Genomic DNA, 17,715 nt, shown 5'->3' with positions numbered 1-17,715 from the left:
GCACCCTATCCGCGATCGGGAAAGCGAAGAGAAACTTCTCGCCATACCCGCAGCAAGATCGACAACTCCGCGGTATGCTTTCGCCATGCCTGATCAGCTTGGAGAGCAAACTAGGGACCGCACCAGCGTTGAGCTGTTCGCGGGCGCTGGCGGCTTGGCGCTGGGCGTTCAACGCGCGGGCTTCCGTCCGCTCCTCTATAACGAGTTCGACAAGCGAGCGGGCGAGACCCTGGAGGCCAACGGGGCCAAGCCCCGCGGCGACGAGGAACGGATCCCCAAGCCCGGCGAGCCCTGCCCCTTGGTCGTGGGCGACGTCCGAGAGCTGTCCATGGAGTACCTGCGCGACGCCGAGGTCGACGTCCTCGCGGGTGGTCCGCCCTGTCAGCCCTTCAGCCTCGGTGGCGCCCACAAGGGTACCGAGGACGCGCGCAACATGTTCCCCCAGATGTTCAGGGCGGTTCGGCAGATCAGGCCCAAGGCCGTGATCTGCGAGAACGTCCGTGGGTTGCTTCGCCCCTCGTTCAAGCGGTACTTCGACTACATCCAGCGGGAGCTGGAATTGCCTTTCGAGGAACGCGCGGACGGGGCGTCGTGGGAAGAGCACGACGAGATCCTGAAGCGACGTCGGGAGGAAGAGCCTCGCGATCCATCCGAGAGGTACGAGGTCATCATGACCCCGGTGAACGCCGCTGACTACGGCGTGCCGCAGATCAGGCACCGGGTCATCCTCGTCGCGTTCCGGGCGGACTTGAACGTCGATATCGAGGCCTTCAAGAGGGCGGTGCGTCCCCAGTACTCGGAAGAGGCGCTGATCCGCTCCATGCTGGACGGGTCCTACTGGAAGCGCCATCGAGCCATCCGGGAGGTGCCGGACCACGTTGTAGAACGCGTCCACGCGCGACTGCCGAAGGAGCTGCCGCAGGAGCTGCCGCAGGACGAGGACGGCGAGAAGAAGCCCTGGCGGACCCTTCGCGACGCGATCGCCGGAATCGATGGGAACAAGCCCCTACCCCCCGTCCCCGAGGAGCTCTTCGATCGCAAGGAGCACTACTTGGGGGGCTTTACCTACCACATCGGCTGGCCCGGTGCCCGTATCTACGACGGCCACACACCCAACGAGCTGGACAGACCGGCGAAGACGGTCAAGGCCGGCGTGCACGGTGTACCCGGTGGGGAATCGGTCATGCTCCTGGACGACAGAGAGCCGGACCCCGAAGCCCCTAACGGCTGGAAGTACAAGCACCGCTACATGACCGTTCGAGAGACCGCTCGCGTTATGACATTCCCGGATGACCACAAGCTAGAAGGCCCTCGCGGAGAGAAGATGCGGCAACTCGGCAACGCCGTCCCCGTTCTACTCGGCGAGGTCTTCGCAAAGGCCGTGGCCGCCGCCCTGGACGAGGCGGAGAGCCGTAGGTGACCGGTATGGCATCAAACGAGCCAAGCCGATGGAAGGACAAGCCGCCACCCGCCCGCGCGTGGAAGGGCCGAGAGGGACGAAGCCGTGAGGCGCTGGCGGCCGAGCAGGACCGTGCCGCTGGTGGACGGCACCGGCGCATGGTCGACCTGGGCGACGGACGCTTCGCGCGCGCTTCCATCGAGCTGAAGGTCCTCCCCAAGACACGCCGTATCCGGGCTTATCTCCGGTGGTCCGACAAGGGCCGCTCACCCGCTGAGTACGTGGGCGAGGTCGCGCACGACACACGTGGTGCCAACCTGGCTCAGGCATGGGAGATGGCGAGGGACGCCGGGCTCCTCGCCGAGGAGTCGCCGCCCGAGCGGTCCTGGGCCACTTCGCCGGCCGTCCGGTCTGTTATGAGGGGTAACCGCGGCAGGGACACCAAGCCAGAGATCCGGCTTCGCTCGCTCCTGCATCGGGCGGGCCTGCGCTATCGCGTGGGCGTCAGGCCCCTACCTCAACTGCGCAGGACGGCCGATGTCGTCTTTCCCAAAGCGCGTGTCGCGGTCTTTGTGGATGGCTGCTTCTGGCACGGCTGCCCGAAGCACCACCGACCCGCCACGAAGAACATCGATTTCTGGCGCGAGAAGATCGAGGGAAACCGCAAGCGAGATGCCGAGACTGACGGCCTCCTGCGCCAAGCTGGCTGGACGGTCCTCCGTGTTTGGGAGCACGATGACCCAGTCGACGCGGCTAACCGAGTCATCGCGGTTCTTCGCCCAGAGCGCGCGACGGCTGAACGGGCAGGGCTACAAACCATGCCCACCCAGTAGGTCCTCGACCGAGTCATCAAAACGACGCAGCACGATCCGGCCGTCCCCGTCGCTGAAGGCGAGCACCTTGGAGCCCGGGTTTAGACCGGCCTCGGCCAACAGCCCCATCGGCAACTCAACGGTTCCGTCCGCTTGGACGGTCAGCTCTGCGGGTTCGCGGATCATGCGGCTGAGTGTGCCACGCGCGACCCCTTCGCCTCCTGCCTTCCTGACTTGAGTCGCAGACCTTAAATCGTAGGAGTGCCCTCTCGGATAGCGGAGTCGGCCCGCCCCGCCCCCTATGGGTTTGACGCATGACTTCCCCCGGCCCTGACGCCCGTTGGGCAGGCCCGACCGGCAGGCCGGGCCCTTCTGCCTGCTCTCGGTCACTAGCTTGTGCTGATCGGTGGCTGACCCGCTGCGATCAGTTGATCTCCCCGAATGGATGACCTGCGGAGAACGGATCTAGCGCCGGGCTGGGCCGGCACCCGCTCGACCTTCCAACGGCATCGAGCGCCGGGGCACCCGTCCACCAGTAGCACTACCCGCAGTGCGCCCTCACTCAGCAGTCGTAGCTCTTGAGCGTCTTCGAGGCACCGGTGGCCGACTTCAGGTAGTCGTTCTCCGACTTCAAGCTCTCGTTTTCCGCCGTCGACTCCGCCAACTGCACGACCAGTCCGGCAGCCATGGACAGGAGCCCCTCGTGCTTCGTCTGGAGCTCCTCGTGCTCTTCCTGAAGCCCCTTGTACTTCCAGGCGAGGACCCCGATGGTGGTGGCAGCCAGAACGCTGGCGCCGGCCTTAACCACAACCCTGGCCTTGCCGAACCTACCTCCGGCTGGCCCGGCGCCGTCCTTGCCGATGCAAACGTGGCCCGTCTGGTGCGAGTGCTGTTGAGCCTCGCCGAGATGGTCGCTCTGATACGAGCACGATCCGCATTGGTAGTGGGTCATCAGTCGTTCCTCTCCCCCAGGGAGATGAGCTTGCCACGGGTCACCTGCTTCCGGCGACCACTTGGTCATCCTCCGTACGCCCACCGACGCTGAGGGAAGGACGCGCACCTACACGGGCGTGTGCGCCCGCTGGTTGTGGGCTATGCCGTCAACGCTCCCTGGAGGGCCCATGGCGCGCCACGGGTAGCTCGTTCAGGTATCTGGCCAGCGGGGATGCGTCGGTTCCAGGCCGAGGAGGTTGAGGAGATGGAACTGGACGCCGCGGCTAGATGACGATGATCGGCGGGTCCGTGGCGCCGACGACGCGTAGCCGCAGGCCGGAGAGATGGTAGAGATCATTTCGCTGTACGAACAGACACTCGCCGACAGCGCCCGCATCCTGGGCGAACAGCACCCCATGAGTCAGGGTATCCGGAACAACTTCGCTTACTGGCGGGAGAAGACACGATCCGAGCACGTTGATACATCGACCGATTCCTGAAGTACTCGCGAGCTCGCCCAGCTCGTCCAGCCGGCATCGCCACACCATCGAGGACTGCGAGTCCGCAGCTACCTGCATACCTAATGGGAGACCAGACGCACAGCACAGCCCTTCACCACCGCGCCATGGCTCAGGGCGCTCTTATCTCGCACCAACACTCGCCACTTCGCGGGCCTGCGACTGCTCTTCAAACCGAACGACAGTGGTTCTTCGTTCTCAGCTACACGGCCAACGGCAGCAGGGCATTGAAGAGGTTTACGCGAGTGACCTTCGTATGAGCTCATCAGCCACCACATGGAGCCAACGCGAGAGCGACCTAACCCGTCTTCCTCGCAGCAGCACGCCTGCTTCTGCATGTGACGAAGTGCCTCCAGGCGTGAGGTTGGCGGATCCGACGTACGCCAGATGTTCGTCCGCGAGCAAGACCTTGAAGTGGACACCTAGGCCAGCTTCGTCCCACGAGCAGATTTTAAGGTGACCACCGTTTGCGCCTGCGGCCTCACGCAGAATGGACACAGAGTCGACGTTGGTTTCAGAACGCTTTGGTGCGGAAACACCCAACGCCCTCGTGATCACGACCGCGCGTCCTCCGTTCGCCAACAGATCGGCCATAGCGGGCGCCAGCGCGGAGACGAAGGAGGGGTGCAGATAAGGCGCGGCCATCACCAGTCGGTCCTTGGCGCTCTCAGCGACCATGCGGAGCGTACGCTCCGTATCGAGAGGAAGCCCCGGGCCGCCGTTGTCTCGGGACATCGAGTTCAGTGACTCACGCAAGAAGGTCGGAACGGTCAAGACCAAGTCCCAGTTGTCCTCGACTGACATCGCGACCATGGCGTGGGCTTGCGCGAGAAGCAACGGTGCGGCCTCGGTAAGGCGGCCGTCTTCCCGGAGCACGCCGGCGTGGAGGAGGGCGTGGGGCACCAGGCGTTGATCCGTCACCGCGTTGGCGACCTGCTCGATCACTTTCGCCGCGGTGGCGCCGGCGGCCGCGAGACTGGTCGCGGCCGCCGTGACGCGGACAGGGTCCGCCGCTTGCTGGAGAAGGGACACAAGAGGTCTCAGTGGCTCCAGTACCCGCGCCACCGCCGCTCTTCCTCTCGTCCAGACTTAGCTGGTGTGCTCGCGGGGGAGGCGGACAGCGGCAGTGTGCCGAAGAGCAGGTTGCGGTCCAAGACGGTGTTGAACCTCGCGCAAGCGACCTCGGAGATGTGAAGGCAGGCGGCGCACGCTCCACCGAAGTCCCGCCGACACGGGGGGTCGAAGACGCAACGGGTCTCCGCGTCCAACTCACGCAACGCGTCCTCGAGGTCGAAGCGATAGACATGCTCCAGCCCGCCGAGGGTGAATTCGCTTCGAGTGTTCGCGTAGATGAGGTAGGCGCAATTTGCCGGGAAGAGGTACTCCGCCAGCGAATCGACATTTAGCCCGCACCTGCTGGCCATGGCTTTCATGGTGCGATGCGCCATCGAGTGGACGAGGCCGAGTAGCGCCCGGCTGATCGGGTTCTCGGGGGCGTTGAAGACATCGACTACCGGGTTGGCCACCGAGAAGATCCAACGCTGAGCGTCTTCCTGCGTACGCACGCCCGGATCCGCGACGAGACCGGAGTCGACGAGCCACTTCACCACGGCGAGTTTGTCCAGCTCGAACAGCAAGCCCTCGGTCTCCGTACGGACGCCATACATCGGGAACTTGCTGTCCCGGCCGGCGGGGAAGAATCGGAACTGCTGCGTAGTCTGGGTTCCCCGACGGGTCGTCGCGACCGCCTTGCTGCTGATCCTGGTGTATCCGGCGACGATGTAGGCGATCGGGAGCTCTCGCAGCAGGGTCACGTCGGCGAACCCGTAGTGGGTGAAGAGCTTGCGGTACCGCCGGTAGATGGGCTCAAGCTCAGTTCCCTCGTCGCCGTCCAGCAGCTCCTGCGACGTCAGGGGCTTGGCGTCCCAGGCCAGCCCAAGTTGACGGCACTCCTCACCGAACTCCTCAATCGTGTCTAGGTTCCGTCCGAGGGAGTCGACCTGTGCGTCCCACGCCGGCGCGTCTCCCTCCTTCTTCTTGGCCTCAGCGATGAGTTGGTTATAGAGATCATCGCCGGTCTTCAGGCCGAGCGTCGCGGCCATCTCGCGTGCTTGTTCCACGGCACCTCCCGTGGCGGTGGAGCCTCCTCCCCGTCGTAGACCTTCCGCGCCCTTGGGCAGGAGGCCAAGACTCTGAGCCACAGCGGCCGCGTACACGCGCTTGTGGGCCAGGGCACCATAGTTGCCCCGAGTCGGCGGGTTGATGACCGTGATCTGCTGTGGGTAGTAGGCCGACGTCTGTGGCACACGCATCACCTGGGGGCGACCCTCGCGACAGGTAGAACACCACTTGACGATCGGCTGGTCGGAGCGCCTTTGGCAACGACCGCACATCCAGTACCAGCGGTACGTGTTCAAGTCGCGGGTGTTGCAGAGCCGCATCGCGCCCTGGCAACCGGAGGCACACCGCGGCACCGAGAGCTCCTTCAGGTGGCCGCACTCATGCACCTCACCCCAGGAGAATTGGGCCATACCTCCATGGCTCGGCACTGCGCAGGTCGGTCCCGGGTCACTGGATCTGACGGTCTTGAAGAGGCCACACGTACGGCAGATAAAGGTGTTGGGGAAGCGCGTGGCGCGCAGGTCCTCTGCCTTCACGAGCCTGAACTGTCCGCGATCGATCGCGTGCAGCTCGCTTCCCGACCTGGAGCCGCCCTTCGCCGCGGCGGTGAACGGCAGGAGGAGGCGAGTGAGTTGCGGAGCGACCCAACCCTCGGGCACATCGAGGGCGGTCACCTGTCGGGGTTGCTGGCCGATGACCGATCCCTTGGAGGACCAGTTGTATGGCTGGCCGGGCATGTAGCGCCAGAGGGCTTGAATGTTACTGCGACTGAGCTGTTCGAAGGCCATGACGGACTCTCTGGAGAGACGTGATTGAGAACGGCTGTTGCGGCACGCTGACTTGCGCGGCTGACTACAACTCGCCGTAGATGATCAGAGGTTCCTCGATATCCCGGAGAGACCGGGGCACGGACGGGTTCAACAGGTTGGGGAGCCTGTTACCAGCCTCCGCCCGCAACGGGACCGTAGTCAGGTGTTCGTCCACCCAGGAATCGATGGCCTGCCGGTGCATCCGGTGGTAGACGCTGGTGTCGTTGATGCCGAAACCGTGACGCAGAAGTGAGACAAGCAGCTTCTTGTCGATAGCGCCGGCGTTCACGGCGTCACGGAAGGCCGTCGAGTCCGCCAACGAGCGTCGCCTCGGCGCTCCCGTAATCCAGGCACGGTCGAGCACCTGGAGCAGCCACGCCATCAATCCGCCTGGCAAGACTCGCTTGAGTACGGGTACCGACTCGCGGTTGACGGGAACCTTGTGGACGAGCCTGTCCAGGTACCTGATCCACTCGGGGTAGTAGCGAAAGACGCTGGCGTCCCGGTCGCGACTCGGGTTGATCACGTTCACGACCAGGCCCGGGTGTCGTCGCCCGACACGCGCGGACGCTTGGATGATCTCGGAGGCCTGAGTCGGGGTTCCCATGACGGCCATGACGCCGAGTCGTGAGACGTCGAATCCATGCCCGATCGCCTTCGTGGCAGCGATGATCTTGACACGCTCGGATTCGTCCTCAGGACGTTCAACCAGCCGGGTAACCGCCCCGCGAATGGCCGAGGGACTGGCGTCGCCGTTGATGATCACGAGGTTGTCACGGCTGACGAGGAGGTCACTCACCGCGGGGTCCCGGGTGAAGCTCGTCAGGTCCTCATTGCGCAGACAGTAGGTGACCAGCACCTCGTAGAGGTCTTCGCCGGCCTTTCGAGCCTCTTCGACGATGTCGGGGTCGTTGGCGTCCAGGCCGGCTTCCGCAACGACGCTCTTGGGATTGGCGCACAGGTCACGTACCCACTGGTCGTGTACGACGGCGACCTCTCGGGTGGCGGTGACCATCGTGCTCGCCCGTGAGCGCACGCCAAGGTAGCGGCGCAGTGGATCGCCAATCTCAGTGGTGGACCAGAAAGTCTCGCCCGCCTCCGGACCGTTGACGGGGAAGCGCCTCGCGTCCCGGTCGTAGAGGTGGCGGACCTGGTTCTCGTATCCCTCGATCGTCGCGGTAGCCCCAACGATCTGGAACGGATCGTTGTTCAGGTGCTCGCTGATCTTCTGAAGTAGTGACTCGTACATGCCGTCGAGAGCGCCAAGGCTCTCATCGAGCAAGTGGAGCTCGTCCGCGATCTCCAGACGCACATGCCCGAATCCCTTTGGCACGGGGAGCCGGTTCTCACGGCACCCGTACACCGCACACCAGTTGGGATTGGAGGAGTATCCGTGCTTAGGGCAGACGGAGTGAGGCCGTCCGAGCAAGATCTGGAACGCCTGATTTTGGCCGAGTTGCGCAAGTTTGTCTACAGTGCCTACAAGGACGGCGGGTGCCCGGCGATAGATATCGTCGTCCACGCCCCACACCGGCAACACCCCCGAGAGCCGACAATCGTCGTTCTCACAAATGTGACGCATGGTGTGGCTGGGATCGTCCCACCGCACCGCGAGCGGGCAGCCGCACAACGGGCAATCGTCCAGCACCCGACAGGCCTCCGCTGTCTCAGGCGACGTGGGGTCAGGCCCGTGATAGCTGTTGTTGCCAGGTTTGTAGAGCTTGTTCGGTGTGTTGCCGCCACCAACGAAGTACCCGATACCGAACGCCCCCGTGTGGCGAATGCGTGGGTCTTTCTGCCGCAGGACCTCCGCGTGCAGCACCATTTTCGCGAATCGCTCTGTTTGCTGGAGGGCCAGCAGGCGCAGGGGGAAGCGAGCCCACACCTGCGTCCCGCGCGTGACGCCGGTGTACCTGCCGTAGAACAGAGTGACCAGCATCAATCCGAGGTAGGCCTCCGACTTGCCACCACCTGTCTGGAACCAGACGATGTTGACCTCGCGGTGCTTCCTGGGATCGACCATGCCGGGGAGGCAGCCCACGATCCAGGCGATCTGGAAAGGTCGCCAGGCCGTGTACTCGTTCTCCGCGGCAGCTTTGACCACCTTATTCGCCGCCACGAAGGCGGCCAACACATCCGGGTTGGCGCGTAGGGTCTCAAGCCCAGCGCGTACCCAGCTGGCCTCCGCGCGGGCGGCCAGAGCACCCTCCTCGGCCTCAGCGCGCGCCTCGTCATTCCAACCGCGCGCCTTGTGGAGGGCATCGAGAGCGGACGCGCCCCAATTGTCCTCAACCCACACGTCGAGGAGATCCACGAGCCTCGCGACTGTCCCGATCGGATCCGCGATGAGCGAGTCGAAGGTGGTGTCAATCAGGGTCTCTCGTCCGTCGGCGTCCTTGGACTTCGTCCTGGGATGCGCGCGCCAGGTCGGTTGTTCAGCCGCGAACTCCGTACTCAGGATCGTACGTTCCCCGCGTGTCTCGCACGTGACCGGAGAGGCATGTCCGAATGCTGAGACCGTTCGCTCGTAACGATGCGACTGGGCTACCTGCTCCAGCTCGTACGGTACGACGGGCGCGTCAACGGTCGCCGAGAGGACGACCTCGTAGAGACGAGTGTCCAGGTATGCCTCGTCGTAGGGCCGATTGCCGTCGACCAACTGATCTCGCGGAGCGGGCGTGGTGTTCACGACGGCGACGAAGATCTCGTAGAAGCCGTCTACGGGCCTCACCTCGACCTCAACAGCGGCCCGATGCTCAGGTGGAGTGAGGTCATCGGGAGCCAACAAGTTCTGAGCTTCGTAGGAGGCCCACGTTCGTTCGTCGATAAGGTCGTGATCGCGTGGCAGGGAGCCAACGGGCGGGCCGGCCAGGCGCTGCCGGTAGAGCTCCCGCTGATGTCGAGCCGTCGCCGAGCGCATCGCCGTAGCGATCTCGCTCTCCCCCGCCCGAACCGAACGCGCCTCGCCTGAGACCAGGGGAATCGTGACCTTGACCGAGGTCATCGAGATCTTCGTCCACACCTGAGCCAGCGGGTATCCCGGAGTCTGGCCGTTCCCGAAGGTGGACACTCGTGTTCGCGGCGAACGAGCGGTGGCGGGGACATCGCGGGCGTGGTCCGCCGCCGCGGAGCCAAGCTCATCAGCGACGTCGGACCCGTGCGTACTCGCCTCTGTTGCCATAGACGCGCGTTGCTCGTCGACCGTTGGGTGCAGCGCGAGGAAGGCGGACGCGCTGACCTCGACGGTCAGCTCGCTTGGCAACTTCCGTACACGGAAGGTGAAACCTTGCGCGGGAGGGGTGATCTGGAGGCCGCGAAAGCCGGCGTTCGTCTCCTGGATCATCTTCGCCTCGCTCGCGAGCATGCCGAGCCACAGGCGTTTCTGAGGCTGGTCGGAGAGGCGGGTGCCGCTAGGGATTGAAGTGCCTACAGCCTGACTTACGACGCGGCGCGAGAGGCTCGCGAGTAGGGCGTCGTATCGCTGGGCAGGCGTATTGGCCGGTGCGGACGCACGGCCATGAGGGAATGCCGACATGGCGAAGCTCCTGTGGTGTGAACGGTAGGCGTATAGCCGGTTGGCCCGTCCGGGGGGAGACCCCCTCGCGTGACCCTCATGTGGTTTAAGTCGAGAAAGAGCTGAGTGCGTGACTGCGTGGCTTTAGTTGGGCGACACTCTAGCGCGACGCACTGACCGCTGTAGGCCGAACGGGCCTAACTAGTGCTTTTTTTAAGCCAGTTGAGTGACGCGCTCACTCGTCCGTTCGAGGGAGCAGGCGCCCCACCTCGTGCGCCGCGACGGTGCGCGGGCTTCGATCGACCGCCCCGACGGTATGCGCCGTCACGCTATCCAGCAGATCCGAGACACGGAGCCCCAGGTTCACGTCGATCAGCGTCTCGTTGGGGCGCGGGTCGGCCCCGCTGATTTGGGAGGACAACCAGCGTCCCGCCTTACGGTGCACGATCTGCAGCGTCTTCAACGCCCAGCCGACTCTCTCCGCCTGTGCGAGCAGTACCCGGTCCTGCACGGCGATGGCGAACCGCCGTACATCGGCCGGATCCTGCGGGCCGTTGACCTCTCCTCTCACCCATGAGCCAATCGCCTGCTCCGAGGTGATCGACGTGCCGTGCATTCGGCGGAGAATGTCGCGGTATGTCATTCCGGACCGCGCGACGAGCCTCGCTCTGCGGTGCCAAAAGTCGACCAGTACCGCCAACGGGGCATACGTGGCTGTCTCCGACAGCTTTGCAATAACCGCACCGAGAAGGTCGCGTCGTGCGTCGTGATCGACCAGGAAGATGAAATCCCCTGCGAGAAGCGACTTGGCGGCGACTCTTTGCAGCTCCATCCCTCTCCGCCGTGTCAGCACGTCGTTGGGGGCGGCAAAGAGCAGCCCGTCGCGATCCCCGCCGTGCAACTCGAAGGCCAGGACCGGCACTTCCGCCTGGGCCAAGCCGCCGACGACGCGAGTGGGGGCTGGCGCGTCATCCTCGTCGCGCCCTGGGCCACGTTCATCGACGACCCGCCGTAACAACTCTGGGATGCGCGCGTCGAACGGGTCCCACTGGCCAGTGTCGCCGGGCAACCGCGGCCAGGACATCGGCAGAACCTCGACTTCCCCAGCGAGGAGCCGCACGTCCGTCTCAGGAAGGTGTCTAGTGGAGGCGGTCACCAAGGACAGGCGTGGCGCTGAACACGTCGTCGTCTCCTCACGGATACTCCTCAACGCCGAACGTGCCCACCTAGCCTGTCTCAGTGCCCGCTGGCATTCGAAGGGGCCGGTCGTCAGTACGGACAGCAGAGGGGCGGGCGGTAGCGCCAGCAGTCCCGCTCGGGCACGCGGCAATGGCCCCGGCACCCGGATCTCACGTACATCGGACGTGTCGAGCCGTCCAGCCACGAGTTCGGCCATGGTGGCTACTCTGACCCAGTCGCCCCAGCCGAGCGGCGTCTCCAGCGCCTCGTTCATGGCGTCGACCAAGGCCACTCGTGCGGCCGAGTTGCGGACGAGCAGGAGCGATCGTCGTCCTTCAGACACACACGTGGCAGCCCAGCGAATGAGATGTGTCAGCCGTTCCTCACGTGCCGCCGCCACCAATGCGTTGGAAAGGGCGTCGGCGACCCCGAACCAGTGGCCGGCGGCCTCTCGACCGGTATGTCGAGCCAGTGCCCTGGCCGTTGATACGGCCTCGCCGAGGCGGACGGCATAGGGGCCGTGTCCAGTGTGTTTGTCGTATCTGGCTGGCGATATAGGGAGCATCGACAACGTGTTGAACAGTCCTCGTGTCCAGCGCAGTCCGTGGCCCTGTGTTATTGAGGTCTCCACACCGCTGACGGCGCTCAGGCGCGCGATGCGTTCCCACAGGGCACTCAGCGCGGTGTCCAAAGTAGAAGTCTCGCCTTCCGCCGGAGCCACGACGACAACCTCCGACCGCGAGGCATGCCGCAACACCGCCGCGCTGGTGACGAGTGGACCAGCGTTCGCGTACTGGGATGGAACATCACGGTCGAGTGCGGCCACGAGGCTCCCGGCGTCCCAGCCCCAAACGACCCCGTCCGCTTCCCGTACGTGTTCCAGCCCCGGGTCGCCAGGGTCGGCGGTGAGATAGACGAGCGGCACAGTTGCGTAGGTCACGAGGAACTTCCGGAGCTCGCCGGGAGCGACAGCCGCGCCATCGACAGCGATTCCCGAAAGGCACGCCGCCCAGCCGGATAGGCGAGATAGATCACTGACAAGGTGAAGACGCCCACCAGCATCGCGACGTGGCTTGCCGACGACTCGGGGCCGACCGTCGACACTGACCGCTGTGCGGGGTATGTAGTCAGCCAGGCGCTGATCCTTAAAGAGCAGCTGGTCGTAGAGAATGCGGGAAGCCAGATGCGGGGACACCACAGCCGCCTGGGACGTGAGTGATCGCTCGCGCATCACCGCCCCAATGAGCGCGGCGGCGCCGAGCAGCAAAGGAGCCGCCGTGCCCGGAAGCGGAAGGACTATAGCGATCGGGACGAGGCTGGCGGCCGCAGCCTCAACCGCTCTGAGAAGCTCTACGTCCAACCCTGTTGGCGAAAAGGGTAGGGCTCGCCCGCCTGTACGTCGTTTGAGGACGCCACGAGTCACCGCTCCCGCAAGACCGCCGTGATCACCCGCCATCACCGGGTCGACCGCGCTAACCATGCCCGTACCGTAGTAGCCTCCGCGCACCAATCGTGGCCCAACCACCATTTTGTCCACCGATGGATAGCCCCTCCTCGCGGTGTTCCTCCTGCCTGCCTGGGATGAACGCGACAATGCCGGCAACACGCTGACGTCGTGGGAGGAGAAGTCGACCGGCAACGCCCCATGGGAGCTGGGGACCGGGGCCATCGCCATCGCCCACGCGGCACTCGGCAACCTCGATGCCGCACGCCATCGTGCAAGCCGACTGGCGCGTTGTCAGCGCGGCGCCTCATCTGCGTATACGCGCTGGCCTGCGACGACGGCCACAAGGCTGCGCCCCGAGTACCTGGGGCAGATTTTCTGGGTGTTGGAAGGGGAATCCGCTGCGGGCAGATTCGAGATCCCCCTCCGAGCTGGCGCGATCGCATGTCAGCCTCCTGCCATTTTGCTGTGCGACGGAGTTGGGGACGCATTGGGGACGCAAGGATAGGAACAGGCTGACAAAGGCAGGGGGGTGTCGACAGAGGTCACGTCATCTGACCTGCGGAAACGCCACAGATCGGCGTAGAAACGCAAGGGCCGCCAAGATCCTCAAAGGACTCATAATCCGTCGGCCGTGGGTTCGAGTCCCACCCGCCCCACCAGCAAGTTCCCTGACCTGCGGAAACGTCTCTTCCTGGCAGGGGGATAGGGAACTCTGACTCAACGGAGAGAATCCGCTGCTCAGGGGCGCTGTTGGAAGCCGCAGAGAGTGACCTGCCCTGATCCGGGCATGGCCCCTACCTGCAGTGAGCGGTGTAGCCCGAGCGGCGCGGCCTACAGGTCGTTGGGCAGGAGCCGGAAGGCGGCGACCGCTGCGGAAGAGTTCCGTCCGTGAGGCGGCGTCATGCCGATGCGCCGAGCACGGATCACTTGGCCGGCGGTGCGGTGGGGGGGCGAGCGCCGACCACGCGAGGTCGTGCTCCTGATGACGATGCTCCGGGATGGGTGCGGTCGCCTCGCATGCCCTGGGCCGCCGCCCGCGTTGCGCCGGGGGCATCACACCGTGGATCCGCGACAGTGTGAACACCCGCTCCGCATCGCGCAGATGCTGGGCGGACAAGGCGCGCCAAGGGGCCTGCCCGATCCCCGCCCCCTTGTGCGGGCCACGGCTTGCGCGGCGGCGCTCGCGCCCGGATTCACCGTGCCGGCTGCAGGCGCCACCCTCGAGGGCCGGCGCCTGCTGAGAGTCTGCCGCAGAGCCGACCGCGCCACCGCGATCGTCGAGGCCGGTCCGCATCCTCTACTACGTTCCCATGTCCGGCTGGAAAAGGATCACTGTCTGAGGTCGATCGTGCGTACCGGCTGTCCCGTGGTCCGGGTGATGGTTTCGAAGTCGCGGTCGTAGTGGAGCAGGGTGAGGCCCGCTTCTTCGGCGGCGGCTGCGACGAGGAGGTCGACCGGGCCCGCGCTGCGATGTTCGCCCTTCGCGGTGAGCTGCTCCTGGACCACGCGGGAGCGGCGATAGATGCCGTCCGGCATCGGACACCAGACGTAGTGGGCGTCGAGTGCCGCCTTCAGTCGAGCGCGGTCCGCGGAAGAGCGGGCGGAGTAGAGGACCTCAAGTTCCGTGAGGTCGCAGATCGCGACGAGGCCGGCGGCGATCCTGTCGTCCCACTCGGCCGTGTTCTGGGCGAGGAGGACGCGGGCGAGGGCGGAGGTGTCGATGAGGTAGTCGGCGACGGTCACGGCCGGTACCGGGTCTTGTCCAGGAGGATGTCGATGTCCAGGGCTCCGTCGGCCACCAGCTGCCGGGAGTTCTCGAGTGCGCGCAGGCGCCGGTAGCGAGCGGTGATCTCGCGCAGGGCGGTGTTGATCGTGTCGCGCTTGGTGGTGGTGCCGAGTTCTCTGGCGGCTGCTTCCAGTGCCTCGTCGTCGAGGTCGATGACAGTTCGGCTCACGGCAACTCCCTGTGTACACGGCGGCGTGTATCAGTATATCTAATCGATTGTATATCGAGGGGCGGGTTCCAGCCTGCCTGATCGGTGGGCTTCTCAGCCGAAGGGCGAGGCCGGCCGAGGCCCGAGAGCAGGCGCCTCGCGCGCAGCGAGGGCGACGACCTGCCCCACGCCCGGTGCGTCTGGCGTGAAGCTCCCGACGCACTTGGCTCGGAGTACGGCGACCACCCGGCGTGCACCGTCCCCTCGCTCGGGGCCGCCCATCTCGCTGATGCGCCGTACGTCCCGCTGCTCGATGGGGTGCTCAGTCGTCGCGTGCGGCCGCACGTGTGGACTGCCGGGGCCGCGGTCTCCAAGAGCTGCCGATCCGCGGTTGAATGCCGGTGTGGCACGGAAAGTGGTGGGATTCGGCGAGGACGATCTGAGGGTGCTGGCCGGGGCTCGGTCCTTCGAGCGGGGGCTGGCGTACCTGGACGCGGTGAGTGGGCTGGAGGTGGGGGAGGGCTCGGTCACCGCCGTGGTGCAAGGTACGGATGTCTACGAGGTGGAGCTCACCCTCGGCGGGGATGACGGGATCTCGGGATGGTGCGATTGCCCGTACGGGCAGGAGGGCAACTTCTGCAAGCACTGTGTAGCGGTCGGGTTGACCGTGCTGCGGCGGGCGAAGACGATTCCGCAGCAGCGGGCCGCGGCGCGGGCACGGTCCTCCGGCTTGGCAGCGTGGCTTTCGGGGCTGTCACGCGAGCAACTCCTGGCGCTGGTGCGGGAGCAGATCGCCGAGGACCGGGAACTGCGCCGACGCTTGGAGCTGCGGGCCGCGGCAACTCGTCGTGACCTCGGTACGGTCCGGGATCGGATCATCGCGCTGATCGATCCACGGCCGTTCGCCCAGTACGGGTACATCGAGTACCCGGATGCCTCCGGGTACGGACGACAGGTCGCCGAGGCGGCGAGTGCCCTGCGCGCCTTGACCGCCGGCGGGGAGGCCGCGCAGGCTGCCGCTCTGGCCGAGGAGGCGCTGCGAGTGCTGGGAGAGACGTACGGGGAGATCGACGACTCGGACGGCGTGGTCGGGGAGGCCGCCGCCGCGGTGGCGGAGGCCCATCTGGAGGCCTGCGGGGTCGCACGCCCCGATCCGGACCGGCTGGCGGAGTGGCTGGTAGAACGTCTGCTCGCCGACGACAGCGATGTGACGGAGCTGGATCCGCTCGACTACGCCGACGTGCTGGGGCCGAGCGGACTGGCCCGCATGCGGCAGCTGGCGGCTGAGGCACTCAGGCGCAGGCCGTCCGGCTGGGCGGAGCGGTACCTGATGGAGCGCCTGATCAAGGCGGAGGGCGACGTCGACGCACTGGTCGCCCTGCACGCGCAGGACCTCGATCCGTCCGGTGCCACCCATCTGCTCATCGCCGAGGAACTGGAAACGGCGGGCCGCACGGAAGAGGCACTCGCCTGGGCCGAGCGGGGACTGCGGGACTGTGCCGCCGAGACGCACATCGACAGCCGTCTGGTCGACCATGTATGCGTCCGGTACGCGGAGACGGGGCGGGTGGCGGACGCGTTCGCGGTGCGCTGGGACCGGTTCCGTGTCGAGCGGTCCCTCGCCGCGTACCGGCAGCTGCGCTCCGCCGCCCGGGCGGCAGGCTGCTGGAAGAGCGAACGCGCGGCCGCACTGGCCGTTCTGAGCGAGGACGCCCGTCGTGAGCGCGGCCGGCCCGGCGGGCCCGTGCTGATCGACGCGCTGCTCGACGACGGCGACCTGGACGCCGCCTGGCTGGAGGCGGCCGACCGCGCGGACGATCGGCAGTGGGAGCGACTCGCCGGCCTGTCGCGCGAGACACGTCCGGCCGAGGCGCTCGGCGTGTACCTGCGGCTGGTCGAGCGGTCGAAGGAGCCGACCGGGGACCGGGCCTACGAGCGCGTGGCCGGGTTGCTCCTGGCGGCCCGTGACTGCCATCGCGCGCTGGGGACCGAGGACGCGTTCACCGGGTATCTCGCCGGCCTGCGGGCGGAACTCAAACGCCGGCGCAAGCTGATGAGCATCCTCGACCGGCACGGGCTGTGAAAGGGCTCCGGCAGAGACCTCGCCACCGTCTTCCCCGCGCGAGGCCCGCACCGGCTGCCGTGCGCCCGGCGGGAGGGGCCCCACCCCGTCAGTCGCGGGGGCGTCCGACCGTGCAGCGGAAGTCGTCCAGGCGCACGGCGGGGCGCGGTGAGTCGTCGGTGAGGAAGGCCAGGGTCCCGGCGGGGTCCGCGGTCATGCGGAGCCGGCCGTGGGTGAGCCGGCCGCTCAGGGCCACGGGGACGTCGACCACCTCCGCCCCGCGCCACTGCACCAGCGTGGCCCGCAGGGGCCGGCGCACGGGCACGGTGACGCGGCCGGCGGTGAACTCGCCGGAGACCGACCCGGGGCCCGGGGCGCGCAGCCGGAAGCGGCCGGCGTCGGCGCCGAGGTCGCCGAGTTCCTTGGGGATGCCCCACAGGGCGCGTCCGCCGGCCCGCGACGCGGGGCTGTCGACCCATACGGCCACCGCGGTGGCCCGGATCCGCCGGCGGTGCACCACCGCCGGCGCCACCAGCAGTTCCCGGTAGGCCAGTACGCCGTCGGGCCGGTAGTCGACCCAGAAGACGAGCAGCGTGCACCGGCCCCCGACGATCAGGGGCCGGGCCCCGGGCGGCAGCCGCCACCGGGGGAGCCGGTCCGGCGCGACGCGCCGGACCGAGACGTACATACGGCCGCGCAGGTGCCAGGGCTCGGGCGGGTAGGCCGGTTCCTCCATGGCGGGCCTCACTGGTCCGGAACGGTGCGGTGGACACGGGCGCGCGGCGACGGGCGCGCCTCCGCCTCCATCGTCGACCCGAACGCGGGCCCCGGGAACCCCCGCCACGCGGGCTGATCCGGCCGGTCCCCGTGCCGCGTCACCCACGGTCGCCCCGCCCGCACCGCTCGGTCCGCGCCCCGGCTGCCGCCGGCTGCTGGACGGCAGCGCCGAGGCCGCGGTCCGGTGGCGGCAGGAGGCCGCCTTCCGGG

Annotated in this window: 13 protein-coding genes; 3 read left to right on the top strand and 10 right to left on the bottom strand. The window is 66.8% G+C overall.

The genetic code is table 11. The features are described 5' to 3' along the window. Positions 1–85 precede the first annotated feature (85 nt). Positions 86–1,420, top strand: coding sequence for a DNA cytosine methyltransferase (locus ACFF45_RS03250; protein WP_381341577.1), 1,335 nt, complete (start codon positions 86–88; stop codon positions 1,418–1,420). Positions 1,421–1,425: 5 nt separating this feature from the next. After that, complete coding sequence (locus tag ACFF45_RS03245) at positions 1,426–2,232, top strand: very short patch repair endonuclease (protein ID WP_381341575.1); 807 nt, start codon at positions 1,426–1,428, stop codon at positions 2,230–2,232. Here ACFF45_RS03245 and ACFF45_RS03240 read toward each other — a convergent pair. The 9 genes from ACFF45_RS03240 to ACFF45_RS03200 all read right to left on the bottom strand — a co-directional run bounded on the left by ACFF45_RS03240 (position 2,209) and on the right by ACFF45_RS03200 (position 14,687). Continuing rightward, positions 2,209–2,397 (bottom strand): hypothetical protein, encoded by a 189-nt coding sequence (locus ACFF45_RS03240; RefSeq protein ID WP_360836694.1) that lies wholly within the window; start codon positions 2,395–2,397, stop codon positions 2,209–2,211. The two genes, ACFF45_RS03245 and ACFF45_RS03240, sit on opposite strands and share 24 nt — an antisense overlap. Positions 2,398–2,773: 376 nt before the next feature. After that, on the bottom strand, positions 2,774–3,163 hold the full coding sequence (locus ACFF45_RS03235; protein ID WP_381341573.1) for a hypothetical protein: 390 nt from the start codon (positions 3,161–3,163) through the stop codon (positions 2,774–2,776). Between the two features lie 265 nt (positions 3,164–3,428). Further along, entirely contained in the window at positions 3,429–3,557 is a 129-nt protein-coding gene (locus ACFF45_RS03230) for a hypothetical protein (protein WP_381341571.1), read from the bottom strand. 342 nt (positions 3,558–3,899) lie between these two features. After that, positions 3,900–4,694 (bottom strand): phospholipase D-like domain-containing protein, encoded by a 795-nt coding sequence (locus ACFF45_RS03225; RefSeq protein WP_381341569.1) that lies wholly within the window; start codon positions 4,692–4,694, stop codon positions 3,900–3,902. An 8-nt stretch (positions 4,695–4,702) separates the two neighbouring features. Further along, the gene (locus tag ACFF45_RS03220) at positions 4,703–6,571 is read right to left on the bottom strand and encodes a DUF8724 domain-containing protein (protein WP_381341567.1); all 1,869 of its coding nucleotides are present in this window, start codon (positions 6,569–6,571) and stop codon (positions 4,703–4,705) included. Between the two features lie 64 nt (positions 6,572–6,635). Continuing rightward, positions 6,636–10,127 carry a P-loop NTPase family protein gene (locus tag ACFF45_RS03215; protein WP_381341564.1) on the bottom strand — a complete coding sequence of 1,164 codons (3,492 nt, stop codon included), beginning with the start codon at positions 10,125–10,127 and terminating at the stop codon, positions 6,636–6,638. Positions 10,128–10,341: 214 nt separating this feature from the next. Then, positions 10,342–12,924, bottom strand: a complete 2,583-nt coding sequence (locus tag ACFF45_RS03210) for a DISARM anti-phage system protein DrmE domain-containing protein (protein WP_381341561.1) — start codon at positions 12,922–12,924, stop codon at positions 10,342–10,344. Between the two features lie 1,137 nt (positions 12,925–14,061). Next, entirely contained in the window at positions 14,062–14,475 is a 414-nt protein-coding gene (locus ACFF45_RS03205; RefSeq protein WP_381341558.1) for a PIN domain nuclease, read from the bottom strand. Further along, positions 14,472–14,687, bottom strand: a complete 216-nt coding sequence (locus ACFF45_RS03200; RefSeq protein ID WP_381341556.1) for a type II toxin-antitoxin system VapB family antitoxin — start codon at positions 14,685–14,687, stop codon at positions 14,472–14,474. The genes ACFF45_RS03205 and ACFF45_RS03200 overlap by 4 nt, the downstream gene beginning before the upstream one ends. A gap of 382 nt (positions 14,688–15,069) precedes the next feature. On the opposite strand from ACFF45_RS03200, the gene ACFF45_RS03195 reads away from it, so the two are divergent. Then, positions 15,070–16,749, top strand: coding sequence for an SWIM zinc finger family protein (locus ACFF45_RS03195; protein WP_381341553.1), 1,680 nt, complete (start codon positions 15,070–15,072; stop codon positions 16,747–16,749). Positions 16,750–16,837: 88 nt separating this feature from the next. On the opposite strand, the gene ACFF45_RS03190 is transcribed toward ACFF45_RS03195, so the two are convergent. Then, positions 16,838–17,464, bottom strand: coding sequence for an acetoacetate decarboxylase family protein (locus tag ACFF45_RS03190; RefSeq protein ID WP_381341550.1), 627 nt, complete (start codon positions 17,462–17,464; stop codon positions 16,838–16,840). Positions 17,465–17,715 lie beyond the last annotated feature (251 nt).

The organism is Streptomyces cinereospinus (genome assembly GCF_042430725.1).
In the GTDB taxonomy this organism is placed as follows: Bacteria; Actinomycetota; Actinomycetes; order Streptomycetales; family Streptomycetaceae; genus Streptomyces; species Streptomyces cinereospinus.
This window is presented reverse-complemented; position numbering and strand designations above follow the sequence as displayed.